Source organism: Pseudomonas sp. TH10, assembly GCF_016651255.1.
In the GTDB taxonomy this organism is placed as follows: Bacteria; Pseudomonadota; Gammaproteobacteria; order Pseudomonadales; family Pseudomonadaceae; genus Aquipseudomonas.
This window is the reverse complement of sequence record NZ_JAEKEG010000156.1, coordinates 1-16917: the sequence shown is the minus strand read 5'-3', so window position 1 is coordinate 16917 and position 16917 is coordinate 1. Positions and strand designations below refer to the sequence as shown.

Annotated in this window: 13 protein-coding genes and 2 pseudogenes; 6 read left to right on the top strand and 9 right to left on the bottom strand. The window is 60.0% G+C overall.

The window, feature by feature from the left end; translation table 11 throughout:
* The 5 genes and pseudogenes from JFT80_RS21155 to JFT80_RS21135 form a co-directional block, all read right to left on the bottom strand.
* Window positions 1–501, bottom strand: a 501-nt coding sequence (locus tag JFT80_RS21155) for an ATP-binding cassette domain-containing protein (RefSeq protein WP_201149206.1), incomplete at its 3' end; no start/stop codon positions are given.
* Between the two features lie 16 nt (window positions 502–517).
* Window positions 518–1495: a taurine ABC transporter substrate-binding protein gene (tauA, locus tag JFT80_RS21150; RefSeq protein WP_201149204.1), complete on the bottom strand. Its 978-nt coding sequence runs from the start codon at window positions 1493–1495 to the stop codon at window positions 518–520.
* 254 nt (window positions 1496–1749) lie between these two features.
* The gene (gene gshA, locus JFT80_RS21145) at window positions 1750–3333 is read right to left on the bottom strand and encodes a glutamate--cysteine ligase (RefSeq protein ID WP_201149202.1); all 1584 of its coding nucleotides are present in this window, start codon (window positions 3331–3333) and stop codon (window positions 1750–1752) included.
* 290 nt (window positions 3334–3623) lie between these two features.
* Window positions 3624–4007 (bottom strand): PaaI family thioesterase, encoded by a 384-nt coding sequence (locus JFT80_RS21140; protein WP_201149200.1) that lies wholly within the window; start codon window positions 4005–4007, stop codon window positions 3624–3626.
* A pseudogene (locus tag JFT80_RS21135) lies at window positions 4007–6330 on the bottom strand (Tex family protein). The gene JFT80_RS21140 and the pseudogene JFT80_RS21135 overlap by 1 nt, the downstream one beginning before the upstream one ends.
* 360 nt (window positions 6331–6690) lie before the next feature.
* On the opposite strand from JFT80_RS21135, the gene ompR reads away from it, so the two are divergent.
* Entirely contained in the window at window positions 6691–7431 is a 741-nt protein-coding gene (gene ompR / locus JFT80_RS21130; protein ID WP_201149198.1) for a two-component system response regulator OmpR, read from the top strand.
* A gap of 114 nt (window positions 7432–7545) precedes the next feature.
* Entirely contained in the window at window positions 7546–8859 is a 1314-nt protein-coding gene (locus JFT80_RS21125) for an ATP-binding protein (protein ID WP_201149188.1), read from the top strand.
* Between the two features lie 62 nt (window positions 8860–8921).
* Here JFT80_RS21125 and rimK read toward each other — a convergent pair whose 3' ends face one another.
* The 3 genes from rimK to JFT80_RS21110 are packed head-to-tail and all read right to left on the bottom strand — an operon-like array spanning window position 8922 to window position 11100.
* Complete coding sequence (rimK, locus tag JFT80_RS21120) at window positions 8922–9827, bottom strand: 30S ribosomal protein S6--L-glutamate ligase (RefSeq protein WP_007952690.1); 906 nt, start codon at window positions 9825–9827, stop codon at window positions 8922–8924.
* Window positions 9824–10285 carry an ATP-dependent zinc protease gene (locus JFT80_RS21115; RefSeq protein ID WP_172828123.1) on the bottom strand — a complete coding sequence of 154 codons (462 nt, stop codon included), beginning with the start codon at window positions 10283–10285 and terminating at the stop codon, window positions 9824–9826. Before JFT80_RS21115 ends, rimK begins: the two co-directional genes overlap by 4 nt.
* Before the next feature lie 35 nt (window positions 10286–10320).
* Window positions 10321–11100: an EAL domain-containing protein gene (locus tag JFT80_RS21110; RefSeq protein ID WP_122840749.1), complete on the bottom strand. Its 780-nt coding sequence runs from the start codon at window positions 11098–11100 to the stop codon at window positions 10321–10323.
* 163 nt (window positions 11101–11263) lie between these two features.
* Between JFT80_RS21110 and JFT80_RS21105 the strand changes: the two genes are divergently transcribed.
* The 3 genes from JFT80_RS21105 to JFT80_RS21095 all read left to right on the top strand — a co-directional run bounded on the left by JFT80_RS21105 (window position 11264) and on the right by JFT80_RS21095 (window position 14396).
* Window positions 11264–11623 (top strand): RNA-binding S4 domain-containing protein, encoded by a 360-nt coding sequence (locus tag JFT80_RS21105; RefSeq protein WP_201149186.1) that lies wholly within the window; start codon window positions 11264–11266, stop codon window positions 11621–11623.
* A 146-nt stretch (window positions 11624–11769) separates the two neighbouring features.
* Window positions 11770–12672, top strand: coding sequence for an Hsp33 family molecular chaperone HslO (gene hslO, locus JFT80_RS21100; protein WP_201149185.1), 903 nt, complete (start codon window positions 11770–11772; stop codon window positions 12670–12672).
* Window positions 12673–12854: 182 nt separating this feature from the next.
* Complete coding sequence (locus JFT80_RS21095; RefSeq protein ID WP_201149184.1) at window positions 12855–14396, top strand: phosphoenolpyruvate carboxykinase; 1542 nt, start codon at window positions 12855–12857, stop codon at window positions 14394–14396.
* 61 nt (window positions 14397–14457) lie between these two features.
* On the opposite strand, the gene JFT80_RS21090 is transcribed toward JFT80_RS21095, so the two are convergent.
* Window positions 14458–15312, bottom strand: a complete 855-nt coding sequence (locus tag JFT80_RS21090; RefSeq protein ID WP_201149207.1) for a DMT family transporter — start codon at window positions 15310–15312, stop codon at window positions 14458–14460.
* Window positions 15313–15722: 410 nt separating this feature from the next.
* On the opposite strand from JFT80_RS21090, the pseudogene JFT80_RS21085 reads away from it, so the two are divergent.
* Window positions 15723–16917, top strand: a pseudogene (locus JFT80_RS21085) (ATP-dependent DNA helicase RecQ); the annotation flags it as partial.

Genomic DNA, 16917 nt, shown 5'->3' with positions numbered 1-16917 from the left:
GGTGAACGCATCGAGTGCGCCGAAGGGCTCGTCCATCAGCAATACGCGCGGGTCGGCGGCGAGGGCGCGGGCGAGGCCGACGCGCTGTTTCTGGCCACCGGAAAGTTGCCAGATGCGGCGGCTTTCGAAACCGGAAAGGTCAACCAGCGCGAGCATGTCGCGGGCGATCTTTTCGCGTTTGCCCTTGGCGACGCCGGCCAGTTCCAGACCGAACGCAACGTTGGCCAGCACGTCCTGCCAGGGCAGCAGGGCATCGTCCTGGAACACTACGCCACGCTCGGCGCTTGGGCCTTTGACCGGCACGCCGTCGAGGGTGATGCGCCCGGCGCTCGGTTCGACGAAACCGGCAATCAGGTTCAACAGCGAAGTCTTGCCACTGCCGGACGGGCCGAGGGCGACCAGCAATTGCTGAGGCCCCAGAGTCAGAGAAATATCCGCCAGCACCGGTTCCGGGCTGCCCGGGTACTGTGCGCTGATGCGCTCCAGCTGTAGCAAAGCCATCGCGGTTAACTCCCGATCAATTGGTGATGTATTTGGCGCTGACGTACGGTGCGTAGTCCGGCAGAACGGCTTCGACTTTGCCTTGCTCCTTGAGGAACGCGGCGGTGTCGGTGATGGCTTTGGTGGTCGGTGCGCCGAGGTCGCTGACCTGATCCGCCGCCAGTGGGTAGACGTTGCCTTGCAGCAGCAATGGAATGTCGCTGGCCTTGGCGCCGGAGAGTTTCACCAGTTTGTCGACGTTGGATTGATCGGCGAGCCAGGCTTTCGGGTCTTTGCGGTAGTCGGCGTAGGCATCGAGGGTGACCTTGGCGAAAGCGGTGACGATTTCCGGGTGCTTCTCGGCGAAGTCTTTGCGCACGATCCACGCATCGAAGGTCGGCGCGCCAAACTTGGCCAGCTCACCGGAGGTGATCAGCACTTTGCCGTTTTCCTTGGCCACGCCGAGTGCCGGATCCCAGACGTAAGTGGCGTCGATATCACCGCGTTTCCACGCGGCGATGATCGCTGGCGGCGCGAGGTTGAGCACGGTGACTTTCGACGGATCGATGTTCCAGTGCTTCAGCGCCGCGAGCAGGCTGTAGTGACCGGTGGACACGAACGGCACGGCGATTTTCTTGCCGATCAGGTCTTGCGGGGTCTTGATCCCGGAGCCGTCGCGGGCGACGAGTGCTTCGGCGGCGCCGATCTGGGTGGCGATCAGGAAGGTTTCCACCGGTACTTTGCGGGTGATCGCAGCAGTCAGGGGGCTGGAGCCGAGGTAGCCGATCTGTACGTCGCCGGAGGCAATGGCGGCAATGATGTCGGCGCCGTTATCGAATTTGCGCCAGTCGATCTTGGCGTTGGTGGCTTTTTCATAGGCGCCGTCGGCCTGGGCGACTTTCGCCGGGTCTACGGTGGTTTGATAGGCGACGGTGAGGTCCGCGGCCTGGGCGAAGAAGCTCGCCGCAGCCAGCGAAGCGGCCGCCAGGAGGCGAAGGGGGAAATGCAGTTTCATCGGAGAAGCTCCTCAACAGGCGGCCGGGAGTTGGCGTGTGAGGAGACTAAATGATCTAAGAATTAGTAAATAAATAACTTTTTCGAATGAGCTTATGAGCGGAAAAAGCGAAGGATCAAAAGATCGCAGCCTGCGGCAGCTCCTACACAGGTCGCGTGCAGGCTCGGGGGACTGCGTGGCGCGGCAAAAAAATCGCAGACTCCAGCCGATCCCTGTAGGAGCTGCCGCAGGCTGCGATCTTTTAAAGCTGCCGATTAATTACTGATCGCCAGGATGCTCGCCTGATACGATCCGACAAACACATCGAAATCGCCGACTTCGTTCTGCTCAAGTTCAGCCTGTGCGGCCAGCGAGGTGCGCGCCAGCTCTTCAAACTTCGCCTGCTCATCCGCCGCCAATGGTTCGCTACGGAAAAACTCGGCATGCGCCTGGCTCTGACGCAGCGAGAACTGCGCGAAGCTTTCCTTGTGTTCAGCCATCGCCGCCAACACCTGTGCCGACGGCGTCAGGGACGGGTCGCGGACCTTGGCCAGTTGTGCGTCCAGCGCCTTGCTGTGCGCATCGCCGCCATGGCTCTGATCGAGCAGCGCGGCCAGCGGAGCGATTTGCTCCAGCAACTCGGCCGCCCAAGCCTTCATCTCGACCGGCTGACCATCACGCTGCAGTTGCAGGCCCGGGCGGCGACCTTCCTTGACCACGCTGAGGAAGTTCGAGGTTGCGTTGCTGCAGCTGGTGTTGGTCAGCAGCGGGCTGTCGTTGAGTGCGCAAAACAGCAGGAATGCGTCGAGGAAGCGCGACTCGGTCAGGTCGATGCCCATCGGCAGGAACGGGTTGATGTCCAGGCAGCGCACTTCGACGTACTGAATGCCACGGGCCACCAACGCCTGAATCGGCCGCTCGCCGGTATAGGTCACGCGTTTCGGGCGGATGTTGGAGTAGTACTCGTTTTCGATCTGCAGGATGTTGGTGTTGAGCTGCACCCACTCGCCATCCTTGTGCGTGCCGACTCCGACGTACGGCGCGTAGGGCGTGGCCACGGCTTTGCGCAGGCTGTCGGTGTAACTCGCCAGATCGTTGTAGCACGGTGTCAGGCCAGCCTGGGCGTTGCTCTGGTAACCGAGGTCGCTCATGCGCAGGCTGGTCGCGTAAGGCAGGTACAGCGTGTCCGGATCGAGTTGTTCCAACTGATGCGAACGACCGCGCAGGAAACCCGCATCCAACGCCGGCGAAGCACCAAAGAGGTACATCAGCAGCCAGCTGTAGCGCCGGAAGTTACGGATCAGCGCGATGTAGGAGACCGACTGGTAATCGCGGTCAGTGCCGACAAAACCTTCGGCTTCCTTAAGCAACGGCCAGAGCTTTTCCGGCAGGGAAAAATTGTAGTGAATCCCGGCAATGCACTGCATGGTCTTGCCATAACGCAGGGCCAGGCCCTTGCGGTAGACGTACTTGAGCTGACCGATGTTGGAGGTGCCGTAATAGGCGATCGGGATATCTTCCTCGGCCGGCAACGGGCACGGCATCGATGGACTCCACAGGTACTCGTTGCCGAGTTTGCTGTAGGCAAAGCGGTGAATCTTGTCCAGGCTCGCCAGCGTATCCGCAGGATCCGGCAGGGCGGGCGTGATGAATTCCAGCAGCGACTCGGAGTAGTCGGTGGTGATTTGTTCGTTGGTCAGCGCGGAACCCAAGGCTTCGGGGTGCGGCGTTTGCGCCAGGCGACCTTCGCTGGTCACGCGCAGGCATTCACGTTCGATACCGTGCAGGCACTGCTCGAGCAGAGAGAGGTTAGCGCGCTCGCCGAGCAGAGCCAGGCGGCGGTTGAGAAGTTCGCTCAATTTGGATTCCTTCACGCGTCAGTCGCCCCAATATGGGGGTGGGCAGGACGGTCTACAAGGGTGAAGTTGAAACTGGCGTTATCGCCTGGTTTTTGAGCAGCACGGACTTCATGCCAGTCGGTCAAGGACCCTTCGCCGCGAACCCTGTGGGAGCGGGTTTGCCCGCGATGGGGAGTGTCAGTCACCATTTATGTTGCCTGACACACCGCCATCGCAAGCAAGCGCGCTCCCACAGAAAATCCGACGCCGCTTTCATAGCGCCGAAATTAACTCAAATTGATGACCAGTAGCTACAGGACAGCGAACGTGCCTTGCGCTTTTGCGACCAGTTTGTCGCCCTGCATCACGTCGGCTTCAACCACCAAAGTGCGGCGGCCCGGGTGGATTACCCGCGCCGTGCACAGCACCTCGCCGTCGGAAACGGCGCGGATATAGTTGATCTTGCACTCGATGGTCGCGCTCTGCTGATCGAAGCCATGCACGCTGGAGCAGGCCAGCCCCATCGCGATATCGACCAGACTGAACAGCGCGCCACCGTGCAATTTGCCGCCGCGATTGCGCAGTTCGGGTTCCAGCACCAGGGCGACTTGCGCGACCCCGGTTTCCAGGCTGTGCAGGCGGCAGCCCAACAGCTTGAAAAACGCGCTCTCGACGAGCCCGGCCGGAATCTCCATCAGCGTTTCTTCAACTGCTTGGCGTTGGCGAACAGCGAGGCCATCGCATTGTTGGCAGGGGCCGGCGCCGTGGTTTCCTTTCGTGGTGCAGTGTTCTGGGACTGGCGCGGTGCCGAACCAGGACGCGCACCACGAGCGCCATCGATTTTCTCGCCCGGGGTGTCGCTCATGCGCATCGACAGGCCCACGCGCTTACGCGGAATGTCGACTTCCATGACCTTCACTTTCACCACGTCACCGGCCTTCACCGCTTCACGCGGATCCTTGATGAACTTCTCCGACAGCGCCGAGATGTGCACCAGACCGTCCTGATGCACGCCGATGTCGACGAATGCGCCGAACGCAGTCACGTTGGTCACAACGCCTTCGAGGATCATCCCCAGTTGCAGGTCTTTGAGGTCTTCGACGCCTTCCTGGAACTCGGCAGTCTTGAACTCCGGACGCGGGTCGCGGCCCGGTTTTTCCAGCTCCTGGATAATGTCGGTCACGGTCGGCAGACCGAAGGTCTCGTCGGTGAACTTCTTCGGATCCAGACGCTTGAGGAAACTTGCATCACCGATCAGTGAGCGGATGTCGCGGTCGGTTTCAGCGGCAATGCGCTGCACCAGCGGATAGGCCTCCGGGTGAACCGCCGAGGAATCCAGCGGGTTGTCGCCGTTCATCACACGCAAGAAACCGGCGGCCTGTTCGAAGGTTTTCTCGCCCAGACGCGCGACTTTTTCAATGCGGCGCGGGTTTTGAAGGCACCGTGTTCGTCGCGGTGAGCGACGATGTTTTGCGCCAGGGTCGCGTTGAGGCCGGAGATGCGGGCCAGCAGTGCCACGGAAGCAGTGTTGACGTCCACGCCCACGGCGTTCACGCAGTCCTCGACCACAGCATCCAGGCCACGCGCCAGTTTCAGCTGCGAAACGTCGTGCTGGTACTGGCCGACACCGATGGATTTCGGGTCGATCTTCACCAGTTCAGCCAGTGGATCCTGCAAACGACGAGCGATGGACACGGCGCCACGGATCGACACGTCCAGATCCGGGAATTCCTTGGCCGCCAGTTCCGATGCCGAGTACACCGAAGCACCGGCCTCGGAGACCATGACCTTGGTCATCTTCATCGCTGGATATTTTTTGATCAGCTCGATCGCCAGTTTGTCGGTCTCGCGGCTGGCGGTGCCGTTGCCGATGGCGATCAGGTCAACCGAGTGCTTGGCGCACAGGGCGGCCAGAATGGCGATGGTCTGATCCCACTTGTTGTGCGGCACGTGCGGGTAGACCGTGGCGTGATCGAGCAACTTGCCAGTCGAATCGACCACGGCCACTTTGCAGCCGGTTCGCAGGCCCGGGTCGAGGCCCAGGGTTGCGCGCGGGCCGGCCGGCGCGGCCAGCAGCAGGTCGTGCAGGTTGTGCGCGAAAACGTTGATCGCTTCGGTTTCGGCACCGTCACGCAGTTCACCGAGCAGGTCGGTTTCCAGGTGCGTGTAGAGCTTGACCTTCCAGGTCCAGCGCACCACTTCGCCGAGCCATTTGTCGGCTGGGCGGTTCTGGTTCTGGATATTGAATTGCTGGCCGATCATGCCCTCGCACGGGTGCATGGTGCCTGGCAGTTCGTCGCCGACTTTCAGCGCAGAGCTGAGGATGCCTTCGTTGCGGCCACGGAAAATCGCCAGCGCGCGGTGCGACGGCATGCTTTTCAGCGGTTCGTCGTGTTCGAAGTAATCGCGGAACTTGGCGCCTTCCTCTTCCTTGCCAGCGATCACGCGGGCACTGAGGATGGCTTCCTGTTTCAGGTAGCTACGCAGTTTTTCCAGCAGGCTGGCGTCTTCAGCGAAGCGTTCCATGAGGATGTATTTGGCGCCTTCGAGGGCTGCCTTGACATCGGCCACGCCTTTTTCGGCGTCGACGAAGCGAGCGGCTTCGGTTTCCGGGGCCAGGTTCGGGTCGTTGAACAGACCGTCCGCGAGGTCGCCGAGGCCGGCTTCCAGGGCAATCTGGCCCTTGGTGCGGCGCTTTTGCTTGTACGGCAGGTACAGGTCTTCGAGACGGGTTTTGGTATCGGCGAGCTTGATGTCGCGCTCGAGGGCAGGGGTGAGTTTGCCCTGCTCTTCGATGCTGGCGAGGATGCTGATACGCCGTTCGTCGAGTTCTCGCAGGTAGCGCAGACGCTCTTCCAGATGACGCAACTGCGTGTCATCGAGGCTGCCAGTGACTTCTTTCCGGTAACGGGCGATGAAGGGAACGGTAGAGCCTTCATCGAGTAGCGCGACGGCCGCTTCGACCTGTTGTGGGCGTACGCCGAGTTCCTCGGCGATGCGGCTGTTGATGCTGTCCATAAAACCACCTGACATATTGTGAAAGCAGGCTCGCAGGCACGGAAATAAAGGCCCGGAGTCTGGTTGAGCGGCATGAAGATGGCCGCTGCCTGGGTCAAGAGGCAGCCCATTGACCCGTGAAATCGAACAATTACTGCGGTTGCCATGAAAATAAATGGCTGCCACCTGCGGTAACGATTCAGACGTTGCCTGGCACAAAACGCCGCGCATTATAACCAGCGTTCTGTCATTCGGGGGCGTTGCAGTCTGTAGGCATAAACCCCGGTTTTATGGCAGTGAAGGAAAAATCTGCTAACAATGCACACGGTGCGTATAACGGCAGCTACGCCATAATGCGCGCCGAGCTAAAAGGAGCATCTAATGAGCAGCACTGCAAACAATGCTGAAGGCGAAAAAATTCTTATTGTTGATGACGATCCGGGCCTCAGCAGCCTGCTGGAACGGTTCTTCGTCAGCAAGGGCTACCGCGCCCGTACTGTCCCGAACACCGAGCAGATGGACCGTCTGTTGTCGCGTGAAGTTTTCAATCTGGTCGTTCTCGACCTGATGCTGCCTGGCGAGGACGGTTTGACCGCCTGCCGCCGTTTGCGGGCTGCAAATAACCAGATTCCGATCATCATGCTCACCGCCAAGGGCGATGAGATGAGCCGCATCAAGGGCCTTGAACTGGGCGCCGACGATTATCTGGCCAAGCCGTTCAACCCGGACGAGCTGATGGCGCGGGTCAAGGCGGTGCTGCGTCGTCAGGCCGCACCCGTGCCGGGCGCACCGGGCAGCGAAGACGAGAACGTCACCTTCGGTGATTACGTGTTGTCGCTGGCCACTCGCGAACTGAAGCGCGGCGACGAAGTGCACATGCTCACCACCGGTGAGTTTGCGGTACTCAAGGCTTTGGTGATGAACGCGCGTCAGCCATTGACCCGCGACAAGCTGATGAACCTGGCCCGTGGCCGCGAGTGGGATGCCCTCGAGCGTTCCATCGACGTGCAGATCTCGCGTCTGCGCCGGATGATCGAGCCTGATCCGTCCAAGCCGCGCTACATCCAGACTGTCTGGGGCGTGGGCTACGTGTTCGTACCGGATGGCGCCGCCACCAAGTGATCGGCGATTTGTAGGAGCGGGTCTGCTGGGTGCTGGTCGAATGGCCATGCCCGCAGACTCGCAATCCGCAATATGCGAGCATTGCTCGCTCCTGCAAGTGTGTAGCGGTTATTGATGAAAACCCCCGTCTGGTTCCCCCAAAGTTTTTTCTCCCGCACCCTCTGGCTGGTGCTCATCGTCGTGCTGTTTTCCAAGGCGCTGACCCTGGTTTATCTGTTGATGAACGAGGACGTGCTGGTGGACCGCCAATACAGCCACGGCGTCGCGCTGACGCTGCGTGCCTATTGGGCCGCCGACGAAGAAAACCGCGCGAAGATCGCTGATGCCGCGACTCTGATCCGGGTAGTGGGCGCCGGTGTGCCGGAAGGTGAACAGCATTGGCCGTACAGCGAAATCTACCAACGGCAAATGCAGGCGGAGCTCGGTGCCGACACCGAAGTGCGATTACGCATGCACTCGCCACCGGCGCTGTGGGTGCGCGCGCCGAGCCTGGGTGATGGCTGGTTGAAGGTTCCGCTGTATCCACATCCGTTGCGCGGCCAGAAGATCTGGAACGTGCTCGGCTGGTTCCTGGCGATTGGTTTGCTGTCGACGGCGTCGGCGTGGATTTTCGTCAGTCAGCTCAACCAACCCTTGAAGCGTCTGGTCTATGCCGCCCGGCAACTCGGTCAGGGCCGCAGCGTGCGCTTGCCGATCAGCGACACGCCAAGCGAAATGACCGAGGTTTATCGCGCCTTCAACCAGATGGCCGAAGATGTCGAACAAGCTGGGCGCGAGCGCGAGCTGATGCTGGCCGGGGTATCCCATGATTTACGCACGCCGTTGACTCGCTTGCGCCTGTCGCTGGAATTGATGGGCGACCGCAGCGACCTGACCGACGATATGGTGCGTGACATCGAGGACATGGACGCGATTCTTGACCAGTTCCTGGCGTTTATCCGTGATGGGCGCGATGAATCGGTGGAAGAAGTCGACCTGATCGATCTCGTGCGCGAAGTCGCTGCTCCTTACAACCAGAACGAAGAAAAAGTGCGTTTGCGCCTGGAGCCGATCCAGCCGTTCCCGCTACGGCGGGTGTCGATGAAACGACTGTTGAACAACCTGATCGGCAATGCGCTGCATCACGCCGGCAGCGGTGTGGAGGTGGCGGCTTACGTATCCGGAGATACCAGCGCGCCTTACGTGGTGCTGAGCGTCATGGACCGTGGCGCCGGGATCGATCCGTCGGAGCTGGAAGCCATTTTCAATCCGTTCACCCGTGGCGATCGTGCCCGGGGCGGCAAGGGCACCGGATTGGGCCTGGCGATCGTCAAGCGGATTGCTTCGATGCATGGCGGCAATGTCGAACTGCGCAACCGTGAGGGTGGCGGGCTTGAGGCGCGGGTGCGCTTGCCGTTGGGGTTGATGTTGCCGCGCGATGCGGTTTAACGGCTGAAAAAGATCGTCCGAACGCGGCCCGAGCCGTCGGACGATCTTTTGATCTTCCCGCTTTAGCCTTTGCCTTTGGTGCGGGTCATGTTCGGCCCACCATTCTTCTCGAGATGTTCGATGATGATCCCCGCCACATTCTTGCCGGTGGTGGTCTCGATCCCTTCCAGTCCCGGCGACGAGTTCACTTCCATCACCAGCGGCCCGTGATTGGAACGCAGGATATCCACACCCGCCACCGACAACCCCATGACCTTTGCCGCACGCAACGCAGTCATGCGTTCTTCCGGCGTAATCTTGATCAGGCTGGCACTGCCGCCTCGATGCAGATTGGAGCGGAATTCACCCGGTTTGGCCTGACGCTTCATCGCCGCGATCACCTTGTCGCCGACCACGAAGCAACGAATGTCGGCGCCGCCAGCTTCCTTGATGTATTCCTGAACCATGATGTTCTGCTTCAGGCCCATGAATGCCTCGATCACCGACTCCGCCGCCGTCGCGGTTTCGCACAGCACCACGCCAATACCCTGGGTGCCCTCCAGTACCTTGATCACCAGCGGCGCGCCGTTGACCATGTCGATCAGGTCGGGAATATCATCCGGCGAGTGGGCGAATCCGGTCACCGGCAAACCGATGCCGCGACGCGACAGCAATTGCAATGAACGCAGTTTGTCCCGCGAGCGGGCAATGGCTACCGACTCGTTGAGCGGGAACACTCCCATCATTTCGAACTGGCGCAACACCGCGCAACCATAAAACGTCACCGACGCACCGATGCGCGGAATCACCGCATCGAAGCCTTCCAGTGGCTTGCCGCGATAGTGGATCTGCGGCTTGTGGCTGGCGATGTTCATATAGGCGCGCAACGTGTCGATCACTACCATTTCATGCCCGCGCTCGGTTCCGGCTTCGACCAGACGGCGGGTGGAATACAGACGCGGGTTCCGCGACAGCACAGCGATCTTCATGCAACACCTGTGGAGGAGGTAGATACCGGGAACACCGGCTTGTCTTGTACATATTTAATGCCCGGGTTGACGACCAACTGGCCGTCGATCAGGGCTTTGGAACCGAGCAGCAGGCGATAACGCATGGATTTTCGGCAGGCGAGGGTGAACTCGACCGACCACACCCGATCACCGAGGGCCAGGGTGGTGCTGATCACGTAGCGCACCTGGGCATGGCCGTTCGAGCTTTTGATGGTTTTGCGCGTGACCAGCGGTGCTTCGCAGCGCCGATGACGCAACTGCACCACCGTGCCCAGATGCGCTGTGAAACGCACCCACTTCTCACCGTCACGTTCGAACGGCTCGATGTCGGTGGCATGCAGGCTGGAGGTGCTGGCGCCGGTGTCGATCTTCGCCCGCAGGCCCGCGACTCCCAAATCCGGGAGCGCCACCCACTCGCGCAGACCGACAACGGTCAAATGGTCAAATGTCTTCAATAGGAATAAACCGGCGATTAACGCGTCCAGGTACCCGCTGGTACCTGGGCCAACGCTTTGAATGCAGGCTTGGCGAACCAATAGCCTTGCATCAGAAAAATTCCACAGTCCGCCAGGAAATCCCGTTCTCCAGCGCTTTCGATGCCTTCGGCAATGACTGTAACGTCCAGATCCGCACAGATTGTGACAATCCCCCGCACGATAGCCTGACGAACACGATCGCGATCGACATCACGGATCAGCGCCATGTCGAGTTTGATCAGGTCGGGTTGGAAGTCAGCGAGCAGATTGAGCCCCGAGTACCCCGCACCGAAGTCATCGATGGCGGTCTTGAAGCCGAATTCGCGGTATTCACGCAGAATATTGGTCAAATGGCGATAGTTATCTACGTGCTCGCTTTCCAGGGTTTCGAAAATCAGCCTGTCTATGGGGAAATTGTGTTTTTTGGCGGCCTTCAGCGTGCTGCGAATACACAGCTCCGGGCGGTACACGGCGTTAGGCATGAAGTTGATCGACAAGTTGGTTTGCATGCCCAGTTGCGCAGCACCTTCGATCGCCTTGGTGCGGCAGAGCTGGTCGAATCGGTAGCGATTGGCCTCGGTGACCTGGTCAAGCACCGATAACGCGCCTTCACCGCCGGTGCCGCGCACCAGTGCCTCATGGGCAAAGATCGATCGGTCTCGCAGGTCCACGATGGGTTGGTAGGCAAAGGCAAAATCAAAGCCCAACGGTTCGCTTTGTTGACATCCCTGGCAATCGCCACTGGATGAAGTCAATGAAGACGGAAATATTGTCACTCGAACACTCCACTGCGATGAGCCGACCTGGATCACATTCTATCTGGAGGGGCGGGTTCTTGCGCCCGACAGAAACGGTAGTACAGTTCCGACTATGGGCTAAAAGAGGAATTCCGGTGACACAAAAAAGGATGAGAACGACAAGGTCCGTCTCGATAAGTGGTTGTGGGCTGCGCGTTTCTATAAAACACGTGCCTTGGCCAAGACGGCGATCGAAAGTGGCAAGGTGCATTGTCGGGGCGAGCGCTGCAAACCCGGCAAGGAACCACGCATTGGCGATGAATTCGAGATTCGTATGGGGTTCGAAGTGCGTACGGTAGTAGTTCAGGCACTGTCGATCGTGCGCCGGGGGGCTCCCGAGGCGCAGGCCTTGTATGCCGAGACCGAAGCCAGCGTCGCCAAGCGCGAGGCTGCTGCGGCGATGCGCAAGGCGGGTGCACTGGGCATGAGCACCGACGGCAAGCCGAGCAAAAAACAGCGGCGGGATCTGTTTAAGTTTCGTGGGAACAGCAACGACGAGTGAAGCAGGTGTTTGTGCGCTGGCCTGTCTGAGCTTGGAACCCGACCGGATTGTTCCTAAAATGCCTGCCATGGCCAGACTTTGCGTGCGCAAACCCTGCGCAGCTTACTCTTTGAAATCTTTTGACATTAATTCAGATACCCAGACCTATGACCGACCTACCGGATACCGATTTCACCCAACGCTTCATCTTCGATGACAGCGACACCCGCGGCGAACTGGTGGCGCTTGAGCGCAGCTACGCCGAAGTCCTCGCCAAGCACCCGTACCCGGAGCCGGTGGCGCAATTGCTGGGCGAACTGATGGCGGCCGCCTCGTTGCTGGTGGGCACCCTCAAGTTCGACGGCTTGCTGATTCTGCAGGCGCGCTCCGAAGGACCGATTCCGATGCTGATGATCGAGTGCTCCAGCGAGCGCGATATCCGTGGCCTGGCGCGTTATCACGCCGAGCAGATCGCGCCGGACGCGACCCTCGCCGACCTGATGCCGAACGGCGTTCTGGCGTTGACTGTCGACCCGACTGTCGGCCAGCGCTATCAGGGCATCGTCGACCTCGACGGCGAAACCCTGTCCGATTGCTTCACCAACTACTTCGTCATGTCGCAACAGGTTGGCACCCGCTTCAAGCTGTTTGCCGACGGCCGTCGTGCTCGTGGCCTGCTGCTGCAACAACTGCCGGCTGACCGTTTGAAAGACGAAGAAGATCGCGCCGCCAGCTGGCAGCACATCACCGCGCTGGCCACCACCCTGACCGCCGATGAATTGCTCAGCCTGGACAACGAAACCGTGCTGCATCGCCTCTACCATGAAGAGCAGGTGCGTCTGTTCGATGTGCAGAATCTGCGCTTCCGTTGCAGCTGCTCGCGGGATCGCTCGGGCAATGCGCTGGTCAGTCTGGGTCTGGAAGACGCGCAAGCATTGGTCGCCGAACAGGGTGGCACCGTCGAGATCGATTGCCAGTTTTGCAACGAGCGTTATCTGTTCGACGCAGCCGATATTGCTCAATTGTTCGCTGGCGCAGGTGTCGACACGCCGTCAGATACCCGGCACTAAAACGGTTCAGCGCAGGTAAATTCACTGCGTAACGACGGAATATCGCCGTTACGACGGGAGGACCCTACTCTTTTTGGGCGTTTCTGGCATAATCCGGCCCACTTTTTGTCGCGGTAGTAGTGCACGACTTTCTACTACAAAACGTTTGGAGCACACTCGGCCACTGGCCGACGGGGAATCTCATGACGCAAGCCAATAACGCCGTGTACACCGATCTGAGTGTTGATGATCTGGTAAAAGAAGCCTTGAATCGCGGTGAGGGCGAGCTTGCCGATACCGGCGCTCTGGTTGTTCGCACCGGTCACCGCACCGGTCGTTCGCCTGTTGACCGTTTCATCGTTGAAGAGCCTTCCACCCAGGCCGCTATCGCCTGGGGCCCGATCAACCGCAAGTTCCCGGCCGACAAGTTCGATGCCCTGTGGGCTCGCGTCGAGGCATTCAACAACGCGCAAGAGCACTTTGTTTCCCACGTGCATGTAGGCGCGGCTGAAGATCACTACCTGGCCGTGAAAATGACCACTCAGACTGCCTGGCAGAATCTGTTCGGTCGTTGCCTGTTCATCAACCCGGCCCAGTACAACCCGGCTGGCCGTGAAGAATGGCAAGTACTGAACGTCGCCAACTTCGAGTGCGTGCCTGAGCGTGATGGCACCAACTCCGACGGCTGCGTGATCCTCAACTTCGCCCAGAAGAAAGTGCTGATCGCCGGCATGCGTTACGCCGGTGAAATGAAGAAAGCCATGTTCTCCGTGCAGAACTTCCTGCTGCCGGCCGCTGACGTGCTGCCAATGCACTGCGCAGCCAACATCGGCGAAGAAGGCGACGTGACACTGTTCTTCGGTCTGTCGGGCACCGGTAAAACCACCCTGTCGGCTGATGAAAGCCGTTACCTGATCGGTGACGACGAACACGGCTGGGGCGAAGGCGTTGTCTTCAACATCGAAGGCGGTTGCTACGCCAAGTGCATCGACTTGTCCGAGAAGAACGAGCCGGTTATCTGGAAAGCCATCAAGCACGGCGCTGTGCTGGAAAACGTCGTCATCGACGAAGCCAAGCACGCCGACTACGCCGATGTCAGCCTGACCCAGAACAGCCGCGCCGCTTACCCGCTGGAACACGTTGCCAAGCGTTCCGAGCAGAACCTGGGCGGCGAGCCAAACGCTGTAATCTTCCTGACCTGCGACCTGACCGGCGTCCTGCCGCCAGTGTCGATCCTCAACGAAGAACAAGCGGCCTACCACTTCCTGTCCGGCTACACCGCCCTGGTGGGCTCGACTGAAATGGGTTCGGGTAGCGGCATCAAGTCGACCTTCTCCACCTGCTTCGGCGCACCGTTCTTCCCGCGTCCGGCTGGCGAATACGCAGAGCTGCTGATCAAGCGCATCCGCGGTTTCGGTTCGAAGGTTTACCTGGTCAACACCGGCTGGACCGGCGGTGGCTACGGCGTCGGCAAACGCTTCAACATCCCGACCACCCGCGCGGTGATCGCAGCGATCCAGAGCGGCGCGCTGATCGGTGCTGCCACCGAACACCTCGACACCATCAACCTCGACGTGCCTCTGGCCGTACCGGGCGTTGAAACCAACCTGCTCAACCCACGCAACACCTGGGCTGACAAGGCTGCGTACGACGAGGCTGCCAAGGCACTGGCCGGTCTGTTCATCGAGAACTTCAAGAAGTTCGAAGTGAGCGACGCGATCAAGGCTGCTGGGCCGAAGTTGTAAGATTGGTTTGTTGTGAATGAAAAAGCCGTCCTTCAGGGCGGCTTTTTCGTGGGCGTGGGCTTCAGGTCTTGAGGTGCAGGACAAATGCACCGAGCAACACCAGAATTACCCCGAGCACCTGGATTTTGCCCAGCCGCTCCTTGAAGAACACATATCCCAGGATCGCCGCTATCCCGCCCGACAGGGTGCTGATTACCGTCACCACCGAAACCGATCCCGCCACCGCGCCCCACGCAAATGACGAAAACCCGCCGAGGTTCATCAGGCTGGCTCCGGTCAGCGTCATGCAGTTTTTCAGCGGTGGCATCTTCAGCCCGTCCTTGATTCTCAAGACGATGGCTAGCAGTACGATCAGCCCGATCAGGTAGGCGAGCCACAGCATCGTCACCGGTCCAAGAACCGGCAGTACGAACTGGCCCTGCAACCAGAAACTGGTGCCATAAAACAACGCCGCCAGCAGAGCGTAGGCCACGGAACTACTGGCTTGGGTGGCGTGGGGAATCTTCGAGTCGCCATGAATGCTGGAAAGTATGACCCCGACCACACACAGGGCGATACACAGCAGCTGGAGCAAACCGATTTGCTCCCCTGCGGCCCAGGACAGCAACGTCGTCACCACCCCGTAGGACGTCACCACCGGCGCAACGATGGATGCTTTGCCCAGAGCAAAAGCCTTCGACAGCGCGAGTGCACCGGACACAGTCAGCCCTGCTGCAGCAACGCCAATCAGCCACACATTGATAGATGCCGACATGGCTTTGAGAATGAACGCAGGAAAAGCGATCAGCAGCAAACTCATTATGCTGAAGCCCAGAGCCTGGCCGAAATACACCGCTCGCTTGACGCCTACCGCCCGGGCATTCAAGCCCACCAGAAAATCCGTGCCGCCCCACAACAAGGCAGCAAGCAAGCCCATCAGTACGTCCATGCTTTGTCCCTCACGCTATGTCCTTATAGGTGTTCGCTGCAGACTCTGGAGCCAGCTCCTGCGTGTCCCAGCATCATTTTTGGCATTGAAACTGGCATTATTTCAACGAAGTTCGTGGTAAATAGCCAGAATAATGGCACTTATAGCATTTACTTGAGACCGTCCATTGTTTCAGTAGCACGGCGCTGTTGATCACAAGCTGATCTTCCATCGCTTTCATCAGTTGCCGCGTATCGGCGCCATCGCAGCTCGGTTCGTTCCCCCTGTCTTGATTCCCCACGCCCTGCCAGCCCCTGCGCGGTATCATCCGGTATCTTTTTACCCCCGACCTTTTCTCGACTCGCGGCGATCGCCAGCTAGGCTTTGGGCTTTGCCAGCGGTCAACGGAGTGACAGCTTATGCACAACACCCTGGAACAGGTTTTCGGTTATCCACAATTTCGTCCCGGCCAGGAGGCTGCGATCGGCGCGGTACTGGCCGGGCGCTCGGCAGCGGCGATCTTTCCCACGGGTTCCGGGCAAGTCCCTGTGCTACCAGATCCCGGCCATGCTGTTGCCACACCTGACGCTGGTGGTCTCGCCACTGCTGGCGCTGATGCAGGACCAGCTGGCATTCCTGCAGCGTCACGGTATCTCGGCAGGCAGTATCGATTCGGCGCAGAGTCGCGACGACGCCGCCGATGTGATGGCTCGGGCGAAATCGGGTGAGCTCGAAGATCCTGATGGTGTCCGTGGAGCGGCTGAAGAATGAGCGCTTTCGCAACTTCCTCCAGCAGGTGCCAATCTCGCTACTGGTCGTGGACGAGGCGCACTGCATTTCCGAGTGGGGCCATAACTTCCGGCCTGATTACCTCAAGCTTCCGGACTACCAGCGCCAGTTCAACATCCCGCAGGCGCTGCTGCTGACGGCCACGGCGACGCCGAAGGTGATCGCGGACATGCAGGCCAAGTTCGCCATTGCGCCAGAAGACGTCGTGACTACCGGTTTCTACCGGCCTAATCTCAGTTTGCTGGTGGAGCCGGTGCGTGGCCAGGACAAGCGCCGGCGACTGGTTGAATGGATGAGCGAGCGGCCGGGTCAGCCCAGCATCGTCTACGTCACCCTGCAGAAAACCGCCGAGCAGATCGCCGAGCACCTGGGTCGCAATGGCATACAGGCCGAGGCCTATCACGCCGGGTTGCCCCACGAAAAACGCGAGGCGATCCAGAAGCGCTTCATGGGCGGGCAATCAAATTGCATCGTCGCCACCATCGCATTTGGCATGGGCATCGACAAAAGCGACATACGCAACGTGGTGCATTTCGACCTGCCCAAGTCCATCGAAAACTACAGTCAGGAAATCGGTCGTGCCGGGCGCGACGGGCAGCCGTCGGACTGTCTGGTGCTGGCCAACCGCGACAGCCTCAATGTGCTGGAAAACTTCGTCTACGGCGACACGCCGGAGCTGGATGGCATCCGGCACGTGCTGGATGAGTTGAAGGCGTGCGCGGCTGATGGGCAATGGGAGTTTCTGCTCGGGCCGCTGGCGGACCAGAGCAACATCCGGCAGCTGCCGCTCAAGACCTTGCTGGTTCAGCTGGAGCTGCGCCGGAT

What these genes read in the sequence shown, in the direction of transcription:
- JFT80_RS21095 (WP_201149184.1), top strand. Translation starts at nt 12,855, where the DNA reads ATGACGCAAGCCAATAACGCCGTGTACACCGATCTGAGTGTTGATGAT.
- JFT80_RS21090 (WP_201149207.1), bottom strand. Translation starts at nt 15,312, where the DNA reads ATGGGCTTGCTTGCTGCCTTGTTGTGGGGCGGCACGGATTTTCTGGTG.
- JFT80_RS21140 (WP_201149200.1), bottom strand. Translation starts at nt 4,007, where the DNA reads ATGGAGATTCCGGCCGGGCTCGTCGAGAGCGCGTTTTTCAAGCTGTTG.
- tauA (WP_201149204.1), bottom strand. Translation starts at nt 1,495, where the DNA reads ATGAAACTGCATTTCCCCCTTCGCCTCCTGGCGGCCGCTTCGCTGGCT.
- ompR (WP_201149198.1), top strand. Translation starts at nt 6,691, where the DNA reads ATGAGCAGCACTGCAAACAATGCTGAAGGCGAAAAAATTCTTATTGTT.
- rimK (WP_007952690.1), bottom strand. Translation starts at nt 9,827, where the DNA reads ATGAAGATCGCTGTGCTGTCGCGGAACCCGCGTCTGTATTCCACCCGC.
- JFT80_RS21125 (WP_201149188.1), top strand. Translation starts at nt 7,546, where the DNA reads ATGAAAACCCCCGTCTGGTTCCCCCAAAGTTTTTTCTCCCGCACCCTC.
- hslO (WP_201149185.1), top strand. Translation starts at nt 11,770, where the DNA reads ATGACCGACCTACCGGATACCGATTTCACCCAACGCTTCATCTTCGAT.